15 protein-coding genes are annotated in these 16948 nt (G+C 42.9%); 12 read left to right on the plus strand and 3 right to left on the minus strand.

Annotated elements, in window-relative coordinates:
• The first annotated feature begins 3 nt into the window (after positions 1-3).
• The 3 genes from glpO (at position 4) to ACI3E5_RS09970 (ending at position 3688) form a co-directional block, all read left to right on the plus strand.
• Complete coding sequence (gene glpO, locus ACI3E5_RS09960; RefSeq protein WP_142973618.1) at positions 4-1833, plus strand: type 1 glycerol-3-phosphate oxidase; 1830 nt, start codon at positions 4-6, stop codon at positions 1831-1833.
• Positions 1826-2542: an MIP/aquaporin family protein gene (locus tag ACI3E5_RS09965; RefSeq protein WP_096742275.1), complete on the plus strand. Its 717-nt coding sequence runs from the start codon at positions 1826-1828 to the stop codon at positions 2540-2542. Before glpO ends, ACI3E5_RS09965 begins: the two co-directional genes overlap by 8 nt.
• Before the next feature lie 90 nt (positions 2543-2632).
• Positions 2633-3688 carry an alpha/beta hydrolase gene (locus ACI3E5_RS09970; protein ID WP_050979035.1) on the plus strand — a complete coding sequence of 352 codons (1056 nt, stop codon included), beginning with the start codon at positions 2633-2635 and terminating at the stop codon, positions 3686-3688.
• A 59-nt stretch (positions 3689-3747) separates the two neighbouring features.
• Here the strand turns inward: ACI3E5_RS09970 and nrdF are convergent, their stop codons facing one another.
• The 3 genes from nrdF to nrdH all read right to left on the minus strand — a co-directional run bounded on the left by nrdF (position 3748) and on the right by nrdH (position 7292).
• On the minus strand, positions 3748-4713 hold the full coding sequence (gene nrdF, locus ACI3E5_RS09975) for a class 1b ribonucleoside-diphosphate reductase subunit beta (protein WP_005225180.1): 966 nt from the start codon (positions 4711-4713) through the stop codon (positions 3748-3750).
• Positions 4714-4810: 97 nt separating this feature from the next.
• Positions 4811-6970, minus strand: coding sequence for a class 1b ribonucleoside-diphosphate reductase subunit alpha (gene nrdE / locus ACI3E5_RS09980; protein WP_096742276.1), 2160 nt, complete (start codon positions 6968-6970; stop codon positions 4811-4813).
• Between the two features lie 97 nt (positions 6971-7067).
• Positions 7068-7292: a glutaredoxin-like protein NrdH gene (nrdH, locus tag ACI3E5_RS09985; protein ID WP_005225182.1), complete on the minus strand. Its 225-nt coding sequence runs from the start codon at positions 7290-7292 to the stop codon at positions 7068-7070.
• A gap of 357 nt (positions 7293-7649) precedes the next feature.
• Here nrdH and ACI3E5_RS09990 point away from each other — a divergent pair, with 357 nt between their 5' ends.
• From ACI3E5_RS09990 to ACI3E5_RS10030, 9 genes are all read left to right on the plus strand, one after another.
• Positions 7650-8117 carry a FeoA family protein gene (locus ACI3E5_RS09990; protein ID WP_096742277.1) on the plus strand — a complete coding sequence of 156 codons (468 nt, stop codon included), beginning with the start codon at positions 7650-7652 and terminating at the stop codon, positions 8115-8117.
• Entirely contained in the window at positions 8117-10255 is a 2139-nt protein-coding gene (gene feoB, locus ACI3E5_RS09995) for a ferrous iron transport protein B (RefSeq protein ID WP_096742278.1), read from the plus strand. Before ACI3E5_RS09990 ends, feoB begins: the two co-directional genes overlap by 1 nt.
• The gene (locus ACI3E5_RS10000; RefSeq protein WP_010747544.1) at positions 10252-10383 is read left to right on the plus strand and encodes a hypothetical protein; all 132 of its coding nucleotides are present in this window, start codon (positions 10252-10254) and stop codon (positions 10381-10383) included. Before feoB ends, ACI3E5_RS10000 begins: the two co-directional genes overlap by 4 nt.
• Positions 10384-10814: 431 nt before the next feature.
• Entirely contained in the window at positions 10815-11261 is a 447-nt protein-coding gene (locus ACI3E5_RS10005; RefSeq protein WP_016610455.1) for a PTS sugar transporter subunit IIA, read from the plus strand.
• Between the two features lies 1 nt (position 11262).
• The gene (locus ACI3E5_RS10010; protein WP_096742279.1) at positions 11263-11628 is read left to right on the plus strand and encodes a PTS sugar transporter subunit IIB; all 366 of its coding nucleotides are present in this window, start codon (positions 11263-11265) and stop codon (positions 11626-11628) included.
• A 25-nt stretch (positions 11629-11653) separates the two neighbouring features.
• The gene (locus ACI3E5_RS10015) at positions 11654-12940 is read left to right on the plus strand and encodes a PTS ascorbate transporter subunit IIC (RefSeq protein ID WP_016610457.1); all 1287 of its coding nucleotides are present in this window, start codon (positions 11654-11656) and stop codon (positions 12938-12940) included.
• Positions 12941-12964: 24 nt separating this feature from the next.
• Positions 12965-13630, plus strand: a complete 666-nt coding sequence (locus ACI3E5_RS10020; RefSeq protein ID WP_096742280.1) for an SIS domain-containing protein — start codon at positions 12965-12967, stop codon at positions 13628-13630.
• Entirely contained in the window at positions 13627-14532 is a 906-nt protein-coding gene (gene dapA / locus ACI3E5_RS10025) for a 4-hydroxy-tetrahydrodipicolinate synthase (RefSeq protein ID WP_096742281.1), read from the plus strand. The genes ACI3E5_RS10020 and dapA overlap by 4 nt, the downstream gene beginning before the upstream one ends.
• A 23-nt stretch (positions 14533-14555) precedes the next feature.
• Positions 14556-16658, plus strand: coding sequence for a BglG family transcription antiterminator (locus tag ACI3E5_RS10030; protein WP_498821618.1), 2103 nt, complete (start codon positions 14556-14558; stop codon positions 16656-16658).
• Positions 16659-16948: the final 290 nt, after the last annotated feature.

The following is a 16948-nucleotide window of genomic DNA, read 5'->3' on the forward strand; positions in this document are numbered from 1 at the left end:
GCCATGACCTTTTCACATAAAGATCGGAAGCAAACCATTCAAGAAGCGGCAAAGACCACCTATGATGTATTGATCATCGGTGGTGGGATCACTGGCGCGGGGGTTGCTGTTCAAACCGCAGCCGCTGGGATGAAGACGGTTCTTTTGGAAATGCAGGATTTTGCCGAAGGAACGTCTTCGCGGTCCACCAAACTCGTTCATGGTGGTATTCGCTATTTGAAAACCTTTGACGTGGAAGTGGTCGCTGACACCGTGCGGGAGCGGGCGATCGTGCAGCAAATTGCTCCGCATATCCCGAAACCAGATCCAATGCTTTTGCCAATCTATGATGAACCAGGGGCAACCTTCTCCTTGTTTTCTGTCAAAGTGGCGATGGATCTTTATGATCGCTTAGCGAATGTGACAGGCAGTAAATACGAAAATTATCTGCTGACGAAAGAAGAGGTCTTAGAACGCGAACCTCAGCTGCAGGCGGAAAACTTAGTCGGTGGCGGTGTCTATCTTGATTTTCGCAACAACGATGCCCGCTTGGTGATCGAAAACATCAAACGAGCACAAGCCGATGGGGCAGCAATGATCAGTAAAGCCAAAGTCGTCGGCATCTTACATGATGAGCAAGGCATCATCAATGGGGTAGAAGTGGAGGATCAACTGACAAACGAGCGCTTTGAGGTTCACGCCAAAGTCGTGATCAACACGACAGGCCCTTGGTCAGACATCGTTCGTCAATTAGACAAGAATGATGAGTTGCCGCCACAAATGCGTCCGACGAAAGGTGTCCATTTAGTGGTCGATCGGGAAAAACTAAAAGTGCCGCAACCAACCTATTTTGATACTGGGAAAAATGATGGTCGGATGGTTTTCGTGGTACCAAGAGAAAATAAGACCTATTTTGGCACAACCGATACGGATTATACAGGCGATTTCGCCCATCCAACGGTCACGCAAGAAGATGTTGATTATCTATTGACCATCGTGAATGAACGCTTCCCTCACGCTCAGATCACCCTTAATGATATCGAAGCGAGCTGGGCAGGATTGCGTCCGTTGATTGTGAATAATGGCGGGTCTGATTACAATGGCGGCGGTAAAGGCAAACTATCGGATGAAAGCTTTGAGCAGATCGTTGAAAGCGTCAAAGAGTATCTTGAAGATGAGCGGCAGCGACCAGTCGTAGAAAAAGCCGTAAAACAAGCACAAGAACGAGTAGAAGCCAGCAAAGTGGATCCATCGCAAGTTTCTCGCGGCAGCAGTTTGGAACGCTCAAAAGACGGACTATTGACGTTGGCAGGGGGAAAAATCACCGATTATCGCTTGATGGCGGAAGGAGCAGTCAAACGGATCAATGAATTGCTCCAAGAAAGCGGTGCATCCTTCGAGTTGGTGGATTCAACCACGTACCCAGTTTCTGGTGGTGAGCTTGATGCAGCCAATGTAGAGGAAGACTTAGCGAAGCTGGCTGACCAAGCGCAAGCCGCTGGATTCGATGAAGCCGCTGCGACGTATTTGGCTCATCTTTATGGGTCGAATCTTCCCCAAGTGTTGAACTACAAGACGAAGTTTGAGGGCTTAGATGAAAAAGAAAGTACGGCCTTGAACTATTCCTTGCATGAAGAAATGGTTCTGACGCCTGTCGATTATCTATTGCGTCGGACCAACCATATCCTATTTATGCGAGACACCTTAGATGAAGTCAAAGCCGGTGTCGTTGCAGCTATGACCGACTTCTTTGGCTGGAGCGAGGAAGAAAAAGCAGCCCATGTAGCAGAATTGAACCAAGTGATCGCAGAATCAGATTTAACAGCCTTAAAAGGAGGAAAAAAAGATGAATGAAACAACCCAGATCTTTAGTGAATTTCTAGGAACGGCTATTTTGGTTTTGTTAGGGGATGGTGTGTGTGCGGCTGTCAATCTGAAAAAGAGTAAAGCAGAAGCCTCTGGCTGGATCGTGATCGCAATGGGCTGGGCGACAGCGGTAACGATTGCCGTTTACGTTTCAGGGTACATGGGACCTGCTCACTTGAATCCAGCCGTTACATTAGGCATGGCGATGACGGGGAATTTTTCTTGGAGCTTGGCTGTACCGTTTATGTTGGCACAAATTGCTGGTGCGATCGTAGGGGCGATCCTCGTTTGGCTCAACTACTTGCCATTATGGGATGAAACAAAAGACCAAGGCGCGATTTTAGGTACCTTTGCAACAGGGCCTGCAGTTCGTAATTTAGTATCGAATACCATCACTGAAGTGATTGGTACCTTTGTCTTAGTCTTTGGCTTATTGGCTTTTGGTGCCAATACCTTTACGGATGGATTAAATCCCATCGTCGTTGGGATCTTGATCTTAGCGATCGGGCTGTCGCTTGGTGGACCAACAGGCTATGCCATCAATCCGGCACGGGACTTAGGACCACGGATCGCTCACCAAATCTTGCCAATCAAAAACAAAGGGACTTCCGATTGGAGCTATGCGTTAGTACCAATCATCGGTCCAATGATCGGGGCAGCGATCGCAGCTGGTTTGTTTATGATGTTGCCATTATAAACGATGTTATTTTAAGGATGATGCCTATTGGTATCATCCTTTTTTAATCTTTAGCGATTGTCATTGAATTTGCTAAAAAAACATGGTTAAATGAAAAAGCTGAAACAGAAAGAAGGAAGGAGCTTTTACTTGAAAAAAATTCTGCGCTTTTTCATGTGGGTGGCGATTGTCCTGATCGGACTCTTAGCTGCCGTTTTTCTGGCTTTTCAACTCTCCCCACGACCGGGGGCTTTTTTGATCGGTCATCTGTTTAACCAAGAAGTGACCATCAAGGATGAGGCAGCTTATCAAAAAAGTTTGCCGAATGTGACGGTCAAACAGGACTTGACGTATCAATCGGATTATCAACGTAGTACCTTTGATCTATATTATCCCAAAGAGGCACAAGGCCCTGTTCCAGTCATTTTTTGGGTCCATGGGGGCGGCTATGTCGGCGGAGACAAAGAAGGGGTCAAAGAGTTTGCGACCTATGTCGTCGATGAAACCAAAGCCGCTGTGATTTCGATTAATTATGAATGGGCACCAAGTCTGCATTATCCTGGACAGGTCAAACAATTAGCCCAAGCGGTAGACTCGATCAAAGCAGATGCCCAAGCATACCCCATGCTGGATTTCGATCAACTCTTCTTCGGCGGGGATTCTGCAGGAGCCCAAATCGCTGGGCAATATGTGGCGCTGCAAACCAATCCAGCGTATGCGAAGGAAATGTCCTTTGATCAAGACATTCCTGCATCGGCCCTGAAAGGGTTTATTTCCTATTGCGGACCGCTTGATTTGAAGCAGATCGCTGGGACTTCTTCAGATGATCGCTTTATGAAATTCTTTGTCAAAACGGTGGCTTGGTCGTTATTAGGCAAAAAAGAATGGCAAGATAGTCCCCAACTGCAGGAGATCTCACTGGTGGATAAATTGACGGCTGATTTTCCACCAACGTATATCACGGATGGCAATGCCTATTCCTTTGAAGACCAAGGCATTGCCTTTGCCAACCAGCTGCAAGCTCTTGATATTCCCGTGACGAGTCGCTTTTACAAAGGGGATTCGGAAACGGTGACCCACGAATACCAATTTGATTATAGCTTGCCCCAAGCACAGGCCTGTTTGACAGAAACGTTGACCTTTATCAAAGACCAGTTGGCTCACTAAAAAACACCTTGTTTCTCACCCTCAATTGGCGAGAAACAAGGTGTTTATTTGTCAGCAGATCAATCAAGTCCGATGAAGTAGTCATCGTCTTTCATCGCTTCTACAGAACCAAGCAGATACCCATTCCCAACTTGTGAGAAGAAGTCGTGGTTGCTGGTACCAGTTGAAATACCGTTCATGACGATTGGATTGACATCGTTGGCGGTATCTGGGAAAAGCGGGTCTTGTCCTAGATTCATCAAAGCCTTATTGGCATTGTAACGCAAGAAGGTTTTGACTTCTTCGGTCCAGCCGATCTCATCGTATAATTCTTCGGTATAACGCTCTTCATTTTCATACAACTCATACAACAAGTCGTACATCCAGTCTTTCAGCTTTTGCTGTTCGTCTTCTGGTAATTCGTTGAAACCTAATTGGAATTTGTAGCCGATATACGTGCCGTGAACGGATTCGTCACGAATGATCAATTTGATGATCTCCGCTACGTTCGCTAGTTTGTTATTGCCTAAGTAGTAAAGGGGTGTATAGAAACCTGAATAGAATAAGAAGGTCTCTAGAAATACACTGGCGATTTTTTTCTCTAGCGGTGTGCCATTTTTGTAGATCTCATTGATTCGTTCGGCTTTCTTTTGCAAATATGGATTGGTGTTGGTCCATTCAAAAATATCAGCGATCTCCGCTTTTGTATTCAGGGTGCTGAAAATCGATGAATAGCTTTTTGCATGGACAGATTCCATAAATTGGATGTTGTTCAAGACCGCTTCTTCGTGTGGGGTGCGGACATCTTTACGCAGTTGATCCATACCGCTTTCTGATTGAACGGTATCTAATAAAGTCAAGCCGCCAAAGACGTAGCCCACCGTTGTTTTTTCTAATGGAGATAGCGTTCGCCAGTCATCAAGGTCATTTGATAAAGGGATCCGCGTATCTAACCAGAATTGTTCTGTTAATTTTTCCCAAGTGGATTTATCGATGATATCTTCGATCTCATTCCAGTTGATTGCTTCATAGTAAGTCTTACCCATAGTCGGTTCCTCCAATAATCGTATCAAGACAACAGCCGACCCGCTGTCAAGAAAGAGCAGGGGCAGGCGGTTGGTTCGTTTTCAGGCAAAAGTTGGATTAGATGACGCAGCTTTCACATTGGTTGCTGCCGATCTCTTCTGCATCATCTGTAAAGGTCCGTACATAGTAGATCGATTTGATGCCTTTGTGGAAAGCGTAGTGACGCAAAATGTTCAAATCACGCGTGGTTTGTTTTGTCGTTTCTTTCCATTCGTAAAGACCTTCTGGAATATCTGAACGCATAAACAAGGTCATACTCATACCTTGATCGACGTGTTTTTGAGCAGTTGCGTAAACATCGATCACTTTGCGCATATCCATATCGTAGGCTGATTTGTAGTAGCCGATCGTCTCATTGCTCAAGTAAGGTGCTGGATAGTAGATCTTGCCGATTTTCTTTTCTTGGCGTTCTTCGATCATCCGAGTGATTGGGTGGATGCTGGCACTCGTATCATTGATATAAGAGATCGAACCATTTGGTGCAACGGCTAGGCGGTTTTGGTGATACAAGCCGGTTTCTTTGACGGTTTGTGCCAAGGTTGCCCAATCTTCACCAGTTGGTAAAAAGACGCCTTCGAACAATGCTTTGACTTTTTCCGATTTTGGTTGGTAGTCACCTTGGATATAATCGGTGAAGTAGCTGCCGTCTGCATACGCTGATTTTTCAAAGTTATGGAAAACTTCGCCTTTTTCTTTGGCGATGGCATTGCTTTCAACCAATGTCCAATAGTTCAACAGCATGAAATAAAGATCAGTAAATTCAAGGGATTCTGGTGAACCATATTCCATTTGATTTTTTGCAAAATAGGTATGCAAGCCCATTGCGCCTAAACCGATCGTGTGGTTCAAGGCATTCCCATTTTGGATCGATGGTACTACGTCAATGTCAGACGCATCAGTAACAAAGGTCAAGGCACGAGTCATTGCTCGAACAGATTTCCCAAAGTCAGGGCTGTCCATCAAGTTCACGATATTGGTGGAACCTAAGTTACAGCTGATATCTGTTCCTAAAACTTCGTATTCTTGTTTGCCGTTGATCTCAGATGGTGCTTGGACTTGAAGGATCTCGGAACAAAGATTACTCATGATGATCTTGCCATCAATTGGGTTGCTGCGGTTTGCTGTATCGATATTGATGATATAAGGATAACCAGATTCTTGCTGCAATTTAGAAATTTCGTTTTCTAGATCACGGGCTCTGATTTTGGTTTTGCGAATCCGTGGGTTCATGACTAAGTTGTCGTATTCCTTGGTGATATCGACATAAGAGAAGGGCACGCCATATTCTTTTTCGACACTGTAGGGACTAAAGAGATACATCTCTTCATTTTTACGCGTCAATTCGTAGAATTTGTCAGGTACGATCACGCCTAATGATAAGGTTTTGACACGGATTTTTTCATCCGCATTTTCTTTTTTCGCTGATAAAAAGCTGATGATGTCTGGGTGGAAGACGTTCAAGTAGACCACGCCAGCCCCTTGCCGTTGACCCAATTGGTTTGAGTAGCTGAAGCTATCTTCAAACAATTTCATTACAGGCATCACACCACTTGCTGCCCCTTCGTAGCCTTTGATAGGCGCGCCGGCTTCCCGCAAGTTTGATAACGTGATCCCGACACCGCCACCGATTCGTGAAAGTTGCAGCGCGGAGTTGATCCCACGACCGATCGCGTTCATGTCATCAGTGATTTGGATCAAGAAACAAGAAACCAACTCACCGCGACGTTTGCGTCCTGCATTCAAGAAAGAAGGGGTTGCTGGTTGGTAACGTTGGTAGATCATTTCATCTGCCAAGCTCATTGCTAACTCTTCATTGCCATCCGCAAAGTAAAGGGCGTTGAAAGCCACCCGATCTTCGTAACGTTCTAGATACGCGGTACCATCATTCGTTTTTAATGCGTATTGTGAATAAAACTTGTAAGCAGCCATAAATGATTTGAAAGTAAAGTGTTGCTCATCTAAGAATTGATACAATTGCTCAATAAAGGCAGGGCGATACTTTTTGATAAATTCTTCTTCTAAATAATCATTTTCAATCAAATAATTGATTTTGTCCATTGCAGTCGCAAAGGTTAAGGTATTTGGTTCAACGTTTTCTTTAAAGAATGCCGCTAAGGCTTCTTTGTCTTTATTTAATGGAATTTGACCATCTACTGGACGGTTGATCTCATTATTCAATTTGAAATAACTGACATCTTTGATTTCTTTCAAGCTCATAAATGGCTAACCTCTTTTCTTGTTTTGTTCGTATAAAAAAGGACTTGCGGTCTGGACGACTGACAAATCCCTCAAAAGCATCACATTGAGAAAAATCTTAGCTCGCTAATTGACGTAGTTGATCTGGACGGAAACCGATGATCGTTTGCGCATCAGAGGTAATGACTGGCACACTTTGGAATCCTTGTTCTTTCAAAAATTCTAATGCTTCAGGCTCATTATCAATATTGATTTCTTCAAATGCAATCTGATTTTCACTTAAAAAGCGTTTCGCCATTTTACATTGCATGCAGTTGTTTTTCGAAAATAGTTTGATATTCATAATTGTTTCCTCCGAGTTGTAATAGTTATAAACCTAGTATAAATAAGTCTCGGAGAAAGTCAACGAAAAAACACTATATCTTGTGCTTGTGAATTCGACATACACAATTTATAGTGTTTCTGTGTTTTTTATGCAAGGGAAAAAAGCGGAAAATACTTATAATTACAAGGTTTTTGCGTAATTAATACAGGGGATATGCAATCAAAATGAGTAAAAAAAATCCTTATTGTGAAGGAAGATTCAAAGTGAGACCCAAAACAGATTGACTTCTTATGGAAATGGCTCTATTATAATGATAATCATTCTCAATTAAAGTAGGTTAATTATAACAACACTTCACAAAAGGAGTAAGAAGCAATGAAAATGGCGCAAACTCGGGCTTCTGGAACATACAAAATCGACTCGTTGGCAACCACCAAAGAAATCACGGCTCATTTAAATGATCTTGGTATTCGCACGGGCGTTGAAATCGTTGTGGTACAAAAAGATCGCAAAGGCGGCATCATTTTACACCAAGGGACGCGGATTGCTTTAGATGAACGGGTCATGGAACAAATCGAAGTCACAGAAACCCAGCAGCAAACCATCATTACCTCTTTGGATCAGCTGCAAGTCGGTGAAAGCGGAAAGGTCAATCAGATCGCCGCCAAAGGTGCGGTGCGCCGTCGATTGATGGATATGGGGCTTACGAAAAACGTCCATTTGGAAGTGGTGAAGCTGGCTCCTTTGGGTGATCCGATGGAGATTCGGCTCCGCGGCTATGAATTGTCTTTGAGAAAGCAAGAAGCAGCGTTGGTTTTTGTCGAAAAAGGAGTCGAAGCGTAATGACCTATCACTTTGCATTAGCAGGAAATCCCAATAGCGGGAAAACGAGTACCTTCAATCAATTGACCGGTGCCAAACAAACAGTGGGGAATTGGCCAGGCGTTACCGTGGAACGAAAAGCGGGGCGACTGCGAAAAGACCGACAAGTATTGATCCAAGATCTACCAGGGATCTATTCCTTGTCGCCGTACACACCAGAAGAACTGATTTCTCGCAATTATTTGATGGAAGCATCATTGGATGCGGTGATCAATATTATCGATGGAACCAACCTGGAGCGCAACCTGTATCTAACATTGCAATTATTAGAAATGAATGTCCCGACTGTGGCAGCCATCAACATGATCGACCTATTAAAGAAAAAAGGCTTGCAGATCAATTTCGAAAAGCTGGCTTACGGTCTAGGGGTTCCCGTAGTAGGGATCAGTGCTTTGAAGCAACGCGGCTTAACCAAAATGATCGAGGCAGCGAAGCATGTAGCCAATACACAACCGCTTCCTCCCCGCTACGATGCTCGTCTAGAAGCTGGCTTGACCGAGATCATGGCGATTTTGCCAGAGACGATCCCTCAGCAGCAAAAACGCTGGTTTGCCATAAAACTCTTTGAAAAAGATGAAGCGATTCAGACGATGTGTAAACTAACTGATTCCCAGCAGGCAGTCATTAAGGAGACGATTTCGATTTTAGAGCTGATCTTTAAAGACAGCAGTGACGCCATTCTCGTCAATGAGCGCTATGGCTTCATTGAAGAATTGTTGGCGCTGGCAGTCATCAAGGAAACAGATCAGCACTTAGCCTTCAGCGACAAAATCGACCGTGTGTTGACCCATCGCGTATTGGCACTACCGATTTTTGCCTTCATTATGTGGGGAATCTACTATTTATCGATTCAGACGATTGGTACGATCGGTACTGATTGGGTCAATGATGTATTATTTGGCAGCTGGATTCCCGAAACAGCAGCGCACTGGCTAGAACAGCTGCAAGTCGCCCAGTGGCTGCAAGAACTGATTTTAGATGGCATCGTGGCAGGGGTCGGTGCGGTCTTAGGCTTTTTGCCGCAGATCTTCGTGCTGTTTTTTTGTTTGGCTATCTTGGAGGACTGCGGATACATGGCACGGGTAGCATTTGTCATGGACCGCCTGTTTCGCAAGTTTGGTCTATCTGGCAAGTCGTTTATCCCCATGTTGATCGCTACCGGTTGCGGGGTGCCGGGGGTGATGGCAAGCCGAACGATTGAAAATGAAAAGGATCGTCGGTTGACGGTGATGGTCACGACCTTCATGCCATGTTCTGCCAAATTGCCGATCATCGCATTGATTTCAGGAGCCTTTTTCCCTCAGTATAGTTGGGTCGCCCCATCGGCCTATTTTGTCGGCATGGGTGCTGTGATTTTTTCAGGGATCGTCTTGAAAAAAACGCCTTTATTTGCAGGTGATCTGGCACCATTTATTATGGAACTGCCAGCGTATCACTTGCCGCAGCTCACAACGATTTTGAAAAGTGCCTGTGATCGAGCCATTGCTTTTGTGAAAAAAGCCGGGACGATAATTTTTGTGGCTTGTATCTTTGTCTGGTTTACCTCCAGCTACAGCTTTGCCTTGCAGCGGGTCACAGAAGACCAAAGCATTTTGGCCTTTTTCGGACGACTTTTGGCGCCGCTTTTTGCTCCCCTAGGCTGGGGAACCTGGCGAGGCGCCGTGGCGACGATCACTGGCCTGGTCGCCAAAGAAAATGTGATCGGCACCTTTGGGATCCTCTACGGACAAACTGGGGAGTTGTCAGAAAGCGGGACGGAGATTTGGCAAGTGTTGCGCGGCGATTACACTGCTGTGGCGGCATACTCTTTTCTCGTCTTTAATTTACTATGTGCCCCTTGTTTTGCTGCTATCGGTGCGATCCACCGTGAAATGGGGGACAGCAAGTGGACGTGGTTAGCCATTGGCTATCAATGCGGCTTGGCATACTGCGCTAGTTTGTTGGTCTACCAATTCGGGCACGTCGTCTTTGAAGGCGGACACCTCACGCTCGGTGTTTTCGCGGCAATCCTTATTGCTGGGCTATTGGTATTTGCTCTGTTGAAGAAACCATTCCGAGGGAGTGCACCCTTGATCCAAGTCGTAGGAGGCGAAAAATGATTGCTACAATAATTCTAAGCGGCCTGATTTTTGGCTATGGCACCCGTGTAGTGTACCGCATGGTGAAAAAGGATCATTGTTCTGATTGTCATAGCAGTTGTCCCGTGAAGCATGAGGAAGCAAAGTAGAAAATAGCAGTTGTAAGTAAAAATTTGTGTGAAAATACCTACGGGTAGAAATACAATTGAAACGGTAGATCTTAGCCATGAATAGATTGTTTGCTTTAAGAAGTTCTTAGTTTATTTAAGAGCTTCTTTTTTTATTGTGGGTGCAAGCAAAAGATCTGTCCATTTTTGGTTCACTTTTTCCTTGAGAGAATAAGTTTTGTGAACTGCTCAAGAAGTTTATCGAGAAAAACTGGAGGCTAATAAAAAAAATAGCCAGTATACCTGGTCTTTTTGAAAAGAGCAGTTCACTTAATCTGGAAGCGCGTACAAATATGTGGTCTCAAATCGTCTATTCAGGCCAGAACTTTTCACTTATAGTGTGTGTATAGGAATGATCTCGAGAAATTCTTTACTAAAACCTAAAGAAATTTTTTTAGAAAGGAAATCGTCGTTTGCAAACTACATTATTAACAAAAGAAAACATTTTACTTCAGCAAGACAGTACCAGTTGGCAAGAAGCAATCAAAAAAGCAGCCCAGCCGTTATTGAAGAATGGCAGCGTTACAAAACAGTATGTCGAAGCGATGGTTCAATCTGTCTTAGATGCCGGGCCGTATATCGTGCTTATGCCTGGGTTTGCTTTGGCCCATGCCCGATCAGAAGATGGGGTTTGTCGTTTAGGACTAAGTGCGATGACATTAAATACCCCCATCTCATTTGGTTCGCCCAATGATCCAGTGAAAGTCATTTTCTGTTTGGCAGCGATAGACCCGACCAGTCATTTGGAACTGATGGGTGAGTTAGCAGAAGTTTTAGCAAGGGACAATATCATTGATCGTTTAGCAAATGTGCAGACACCAGAAGCATTTATAAAACTATTAGAAGAAACGAGGAGTTAAGATGGGATTCTTTCAAAAAAAGAAAAATGATGTATCGATCCAAGCTGATGCAAAACCTAAGACAAGTAATGGCAAGAAATATTTGATAGCGGTTGCATGCCGTGCGGGGATGGGGAGTTCAACGCTGCTTCACATAAAAGTAAAATCAGTGATTGAAGAAAACGGCTATCCCATTGAAACGATTCATGGAAATCTAGACGTCCTCATTGGTTTTACGGGCGATGCCTTTATGAGTATGGCAGATATCGCAGCGGAACCTGATTTTCAAAACAAACCTTATGAAGTCATAGGTATTCAAAATATTATGAGTAAAGAAGAGATCCAAGGAAAACTAGAAACATTTCTTGAAACGATGCAAACAAAATAAATTGATGGAGCGAGGAATAAATTGAATGGCAATTTTAGTAATGAACCAATTCAGAAATACTGCTGTGTTGCTAATGATTTTGGCTTTGATTGGGTTACTTGCACAAAGAAAGCCTGCGAAGGAGACCCTGAGCGGTGTCCTCAAAGTGGGCATTGGGTTTATGATTTTTAATATTGGTGGTGGTCATGTAGGAACGATTGCTGCAAATTTTGCCACGTTGTTTCAGACCGCATTTGGTGTTCAAGGGACGGTTCTGGCAGTAGAGCCTGCTACAGCGTTAGCCATGGATGTATATGGTTTTGAAATATCAATGATTATGGGCTTAGGGTTCATATTCGGATTAGTTATTGCGAAATTGACGCCTTTAAAATCAATTTTCTTAACCGGTCAGCATTATCTTTTCTTTGCTGCTGTCATTGGGTTGATTTTTATTTCGAATGGTATGCCCACTTGGGTAACAGTTATCTTTGGTTCTTTGGTGCTAGGTTTTGCAGGAGCAGGGCTGCCCAAATTGGCTCAGAAATATACAGATGAGCTGACAGGTAATGCAGGGGTTGCACTAGGTCACTTTAACTTGATTTTTTACTGGTTCTCAGGTGTCATCGGCAGTGTCATTGGAGGGAAAAATTGGCAAGCAAAGAAAGAGAAAGCAGCCAATCGCGAGCTCCCAGATTTCTTCTCCGTATTCCGAGATTTTGTCTTCTCTGTTGCATTTTTCATGATTATTCTTTTCTACATTGCAACGATCGCAGCAGTTTTAAGTGGCCATATGGATGTCGTTCAAGAAATGGCTGGCAACGACTTATGGTTCTTGTATCCGTTGATTCAAGGGTTGCAATTTGCTGCGGGGATGTCTGTACTGATTTATGGTGTGCGTCAATTTATTGCTGAATTAACGGCTGCCTTCGTGGCGATCTCAGAAAAATATATCCCAGGATCAATGCCGGCAGTAGATGTTCCTGTGTTTTTCCAATATGCGCCAACCATGGTTCCTGTCGGTTTTATTACCTCGTTTATAGGTGGGTTAACAGCGACGTTTGCCATGGCTGCTATGGGTTCTCCCGTTGTGCTTTTGCCAGCAGCTGGGATTGCTTTTTTCTCGGGTGGAACTATGGGTGTCTTTGGTTCAATAAGAGGCGGGTTGAAAGGGGCGATCATCGCATCCTTCTTAGGCGGTATTTTGCTGACTGCATTGCCTTTGGTGCTTTTCCCAGCTTTTTCTGAATTAGGCATCACAGACGCTGGATTTCCTCAAATCGACTACAATATTATCGGAATTTTACTAGACAAAATCTTAAAACTATTTAGTTAAACAGTATGATTAGCAAGGAGAAGGATGGATACAATTTCTCCTTGCTATAAGGAAGGAAAATCTGTATTGAATGAAAAAAACGTTTTGTTTGCATATAGTACGAATTTAAAAGCCCAAAGCGATGCTCAATTTTATCGGCTTGAAGAAGAAGAAGTCTATCAACAGATGGTGAAGGCCAAAGAACTTATTCTCCATGCAGAAAAAAATCATAAGCGCGTTCATGTAACAGGCGTGGGAAAATGTTCCTATGTAGCAGGCTATACAGCTTCACTTTTCTCATCTGTCGGTACGCCAGCCTATTTTTTAGACACAACCGAAACTGTGCACGGATCGGCAGGACAAGTCGTGGCTGGCGATGTAGTGATTGCGATAAGTAATAGTGGGAACACCAAAGAATTAGAATATGCACTTGCTGCCTTAAAAGCCAATGGCGCCGTAATTTTAGCCGTAACAGGAAATGAAGATTCTTCCCTAGCTTCCTGTGCTGAAGTCACATTGTCTTCTTATGTTTCCCAAGAAGGGGACTCATTGAATAAACCGCCACGTTCCTCTGTGATCGCCCAAATGATCCAGCTGCAGGTTCTGTCGGTGTTGCTGCAAGAAGCAAAAGAAATCAATTTAGAAGATTACCTTAAATGGCATCCAGGGGGAAGCTTAGGAGCAACGACAAAAAAGGAGCTTACACAATGAAAATCAGAGGAATTATACCAGCAATGGTCACACCATTAAATGAGAACGGCATCAATGAAGAGGGCACTAGAAAGCTTGTCAGGCATTTGATTGCTGGTGGTGTCCACGGGTTGTTTATTTTAGGAACCAATGGCGAATTTCATACCTTAAGCAAAGAAGAGAAAATCCAGTTTGCAAAAATCGTTGTCGATGAAGTATCGGGCAGAGTACCAGTATTTGCAGGTGCCGGAGATATCGCAACGAATAAAGTGATTGAGTTAGTAAATGAGTTTGCAAAAATCGGCGTTGATGCTGCTTCCATTATTACACCATATCTTTTGAAATATACCGATGAAGAGCTGATTCATCATTACCGTGTGATTGCTGAGCAAACGACACTACCAATCATTTTGTACAATATTCCGCCAAATACTAGAAATTTCATCAATCGTCATGTTTTCTCGGAATTACTCAAAATTGATTCGATCATTGGGATAAAAGATTCAAGCGGTGATCTAGAAAACTTCAAGGGCTATCTTGAATTAAATCATCGACAGGATTTCTCTTTGCTGATGGGAAGCGACTCTAAGATTTTAGAAGCATTACAGTTAGGAGCAGATGGTTCTGTGGCTTCAACCGCAAATGTTGTGACGAAAACAGATGTGTCGATCTATGAACAATTTGTAGCTGGAAACATAGAACAAGCGCGGCAAGCACAAGCAAGTATTGATGATTTTAGAGAAGCCTGTAAATGCTCAACGATTCCGTCTGGGCTGAAATACTGTTTGCGGGCAATCGGACAGGATGTTGGGGTACCGAAACTGCCTGTTCTAGATCTTACGAAAGAAGAAAAGCAGCAGGTGGATCAAGTGCTTCAAAAATATGTACAAGCGGAAGGATTTACATTGAAAGTAGAACAGTAGGCTGCAGAAATGGGGGAACATTGATGGTGAAAATTGACTATAGGACGAGAAAGATGATGATGGCTCTGATTGAAAAACCGACCATCAGTTACGATTATCTTCAGCGGAATTATTCTATGAACCGCACTCAAATAGAGTATACCATTGATAAAATCAACCAGTTTCTATCTGCCCAAAAACTACCACTTAGCGTGAATAAGGAAAGTGTGATCCGACTGCCTGAAAAAAGCAAGGAATATTTGTTGGAGTCATTTTTACATGAGCGTATGTTTAAGTATTATGAGATGAGTTCAAAAGAACGAGGAAAATATATCTTTTTGACGCTCTTTTACTACGAGAAAGACTATCTGTCGGTCAACCATTTTTTAGATGCGTTAAAAATCGGCAAAACAACCTTTATGAGTGATCTGCGCAAATTACAAGCGGAATTGCAGGGGTACGATATTTCAATCAGTTACTCGAGAAAAGAGGGGTATCACTTAGCAGGTGATGAACTGATGATTCGTTACGCTTTATTTCGAATGATTTTGGAAGATGTAACTAGCAAGGACGATGATTTTATCTACCGTTACTTTATTCATAACGAACGAATACAATTGGCGGATGAGCAGGACACCTATCTTTCTCTTCTTTTAGAAAAACATGCGATAGAGTTAGTTGAAAATAGGTTGATTGAATTGAACTATATCCTTATTTTTTTATACCCAAGAATGGGCTTGAATGAATTTGATCTAAAACCTTTTTCTAATGATCATGAGTTAGTAAAAATGAAGGAGTACCGCTTTGCTGAAGAAGTTTTAGAAAACGCAGGGGTGATGAATAGTATAGAAAAGAACTATCTCTGTGGGTGGGTACTGGGAATGGCATTAGGGAATGAAAAGGAATGGCTTCAAGGAAATTTGGTCATCATTGACTTGGTAGAAAGAATTGTCGAGCGATTTGAATTGCTTTCAGGTATTCGTTTCAAGGATAAACACTCTGTCATCAAGCAATTATATAGTCATTTTCGACCGACCTATTTCCGAATGCTGTTTCGATTACCGATCATCAACCCTATGCAGGATAAAATTTTTGAAAAATATAATGACCTTTATCAGATCGTAAAAGAAACCTTGAGACCAATCAGTGATAGCTTTGATTCAAAGCTTCCAGATGAAGAAGTAGCCTTTTTAACCATGCACTTTGCGCTTTTGATCAGAAATTCTGAAGAATATATGGTGCAACAAAAAGTGGGGGTCGTTGTCTGCCCAAATGGTATTGGAAGCTCAGCAATCATTTACAATGAATTAAAGGAAATCTTTCCCTCTTTTATCTTATTGGGACCGATTGAAACAAGCGAACTGCATTCATTTGATCAGTCATACGATATCATTTTTACGACAAAACCCAACTTTCAACTTTATCCGTTAAAAAAGCCGATTTTTGTAGTAAACCCGATCATGTCTTACGAGGAACGAACCCAGTTGTTTTTAGATGTCAAATTCGAAACCAGTACAAGCATCAAGCCCAATACTGTGACGATCGACGGCTTGATGCAGGTTATTCAACAATATTCAACAGTTACTAGTGAGTCAGCTCTGCGGCATCATTTAGAGAAATTTGTACAAGAGACCTGCTCGCCAACGGCATCTATCATGTCTCAAAAAGAGAAAAAGTCAAAAGAACCTGCAATGCTGTTGGATATGATGCGTCCAGAATTGATACAATTAAACAAAAAAGCCAGAACATGGGAAGAGGCCTTTTATCTCGCAGCCAATCCATTGATTGAAAGAAAGATCATCACTAGAAATTACATCGATTCGATCATTCAACAAACCAGATCAGAAGGCGCTTATATGGTGATATTCGATCAAGTTGCCTTACCGCATACGGTTCCTGAAGCAGGTGCAAAAAAACTTGGCATGGGATTGACAACGTTAGAATCTGAAGTATATGTCTTGGGAACGATTCCTGTAAAGTATATCTTTACCCTTTCTGCATTAGACAGCAAGCAGCATCTAAATGCGATGACTCAGTTTATTACCCTTATTGAATCCAAAGATTTTTTTCGAGAATTAGAAAACCATGAATATCCGGAAACAGTTTATCAATGGTTTGCAGAGATTTTACGTACTGCTGTTGTATAAATTTTTTCGAAAATACTGTAAGTCTTATAGGATAAAACAGATACTCTTTGGTCTTTATTGAGAGAAGCGTGCGAAGGGGAGTCATTTGCTTCATCATTTGCTGCTGTTCATCCGAACGCAAGCGATGTTACTCAGAACTGTTAACAGCGGAAGAATTCTCTAATGATACTAATTTATGCCGTTTGAGGTTAGTCCAGTTCTACAAGAAAGATGCATTCGGGAATCAGCTACCATAGAAGTGGAGAAACAGTTCGATCACGATCGGGCTGTTTTTTTATTTTTTACAAAAC

It is taken from the genome of Candidatus Enterococcus avicola (assembly GCF_047470845.1).
GTDB lineage: Bacteria > Bacillota > Bacilli > Lactobacillales > Enterococcaceae > Enterococcus_D > Enterococcus_D casseliflavus.